This is a genomic window from Rhodococcus sp. (in: high G+C Gram-positive bacteria), assembly GCF_049286785.1.
In the GTDB taxonomy this organism is placed as follows: domain Bacteria; phylum Actinomycetota; class Actinomycetes; order Mycobacteriales; family Mycobacteriaceae; genus Rhodococcus_F.
The window spans coordinates 1-2,068 of sequence record NZ_JBAQEO010000323.1 but is presented as its reverse complement, the minus strand read 5'-3'; the positions used below and the strand labels follow the sequence as shown (position 1 = coordinate 2,068).

1 protein-coding gene and 1 pseudogene are annotated in these 2,068 nt (G+C 63.4%); one reads left to right on the top strand and one right to left on the bottom strand.

Annotation, left to right across the window (positions count from 1 at the left end; genetic code table 11):
• Window positions 1–409 precede the first annotated feature (409 nt).
• Window positions 410–1,090 (bottom strand): TetR/AcrR family transcriptional regulator, encoded by a 681-nt coding sequence (locus tag WAW17_RS12335; protein ID WP_422333260.1) that lies wholly within the window; start codon window positions 1,088–1,090, stop codon window positions 410–412.
• A 157-nt stretch (window positions 1,091–1,247) separates the two neighbouring features.
• On the opposite strand from WAW17_RS12335, the pseudogene WAW17_RS12330 reads away from it, so the two are divergent.
• Window positions 1,248–1,940, top strand: a pseudogene (locus tag WAW17_RS12330) (twin-arginine translocation signal domain-containing protein); the annotation flags it as partial.
• Window positions 1,941–2,068: the final 128 nt, after the last annotated feature.

Sequence of the window (2,068 nt, the reverse complement as noted above, 5' to 3'; positions counted from 1 at the left end):
CGATCACCGTGATCAGGTTTTTCGCGGTGTCGACCGCCCCCTCGATGTCCCTGCCGAGTGGTTTCGTCTCCTGATCCGACTCTGTGTATTCGGCGAGTGCTTCGGCGAGGTTGTCCGCGATCGGAGCCCCCACATGCCCGGATAATCTCGTCCCGGGCCTCATCGCCCACGTCACGCCACGGCGTGGACGGGGACGCATTCACGTTGCGCAGCAGGCATGGTCGGCCGCACCCGACCGGCGCGACCTCATCCATACCTTGCTGCTGCAGAAATCACGTCCAGGTAAGAGTGCCGACCAAGTACTGGCCGCCGTCCTTGGTCCGGACAGTGCGAAACACCCCGAACGCATCGCGTGGCTGCAGCGGCATGAGGACGCACGCGTGCGGAAGTTTGCCGCTGTCAAGTAGTCTCACACCTCTTCGGCGTTGCGCGGTTCCACCATCGGCACGATGAATTGTCGTGCGATTGCCGCCAGCTGATTTTCGTCGTCGAGGTCGACGACGTCGGTGGGGACCATCAGAAATGATGCTGCGATCCGCACCATCATTTCGGCTGTGAGATCGATGTTCAGATCGTCCGGGATGTTGCCCGCCTGCTGCTCGCGGCGGAGTTGCCGCGCGACGAACTGCCGCGCGGTGGCGAGCATTCGGCCGTCGCCGGCGAGGGAACCGGCGAGCAGGCTCGGTTCCGTATCGATGAGGCCGCCGATCAACGGGTTGGTCCGGGTGGCGCGCAACGAGCTCACGAAACCCAGTACGACGCGGTCGGCAACGGTCCGAGCGGATTGGATGTCGACGAGGAATTGATCGAAATATCGTCGAAACTCGCGGAGGAGTACTTGCTCGACCAGTGCATCCTTGGTGTCGAATCTCCGGTACAGCGTGATCCGGGACAGGTTGGCCCGACGGGCGACTTCCTCCATCGAAGAGCGCTGAATACCTGTCCGGCAGAATTGCTCGTAGGCCGCGTCGAGCAGGCGGGTGCGCACCGCGTCGACCTCGTCGGCATGTTCGACGGCGTCGATGAAAGCCCGCTCGAGCAGGGACTCCGGTTTCGAGACCGGTATCCGGACCGCTGGCGAATGTTCCACGATTTCCTCCTGGGGACCGACGCTACACGTCGAACAACGAGCTCCATCTTGCCGAATTGCTTGTGTCGGCCATCACACCGTGCTACTAAATGATACGTAGAAACAGTGATTGTTTCACTGTGTCCCGGGTTCACGGCATCGCACAGGGGGCGACGGTATGGCCGATCTCAGTAGGCGCAACGTTTTGAAGGCCGGTGGGGCGTTGGGTGCGCTCGGCGCATTCGCGGTCGCTGCACCCGCCCACGCACAACCGTGGAGGTGGTCACCGGCCGGCTCGGTGCTGGGCACCGGAAGCGGTGCGGATCCGAGGCAGGTGTGGGACACCGAGGCCGATCCGCTGGTGGCGTCACTCCTCGACCGGGGGGAGGTTCCCAGGGTCAACGAGCTCTTGCGGACCTGGACCAAGAATGGGCAGCCGTTGCCGGCCGGACTTCCGGCCGACCTGAAGGATTTCATGGAGCGCGCCCGCCAGCTGCCGTCGTGGACCGATCGGGGCAAGCTCGACTCCGCAGTGAGCTTCAACGAGAAGCGGGGACTGTATCTGGGAGTGCTGTACGGCTTTGCCAGCGGCATGATGAGCACGGTCATCCCCAAAGAGGCTCGTGCGGTCTATTACTCCAAGGGTGGCGCGAACATGAAACGCCGCATCTCCAAGACGGCCAAGCTGGGGTACGACGTCGGGTCTCGCAATGCCTTTCAGCCAGATGGCGAGATGATCGTGACGAGCGTGAAGACCAGGCTCGTGCATGCCGCGGTGCGTCACCTGCTGCCGCAGTCACCACACTGGGCGCACGCCGCACCCGAGGACATCCCGATCAGCCAGCACGACATGATGGTCACCTGGCACAGTCGGGCCTTACCCCCGGCTTGTGGACACGGGTGGTGGATTACGCGGCGGATGCCAGCGTAGCGGTGTAGAGGGTCTCGTAGGTGTTCGGGGACCGGTGTCCGCACCAGGAGTGCCTCCTTCTGGTGTTG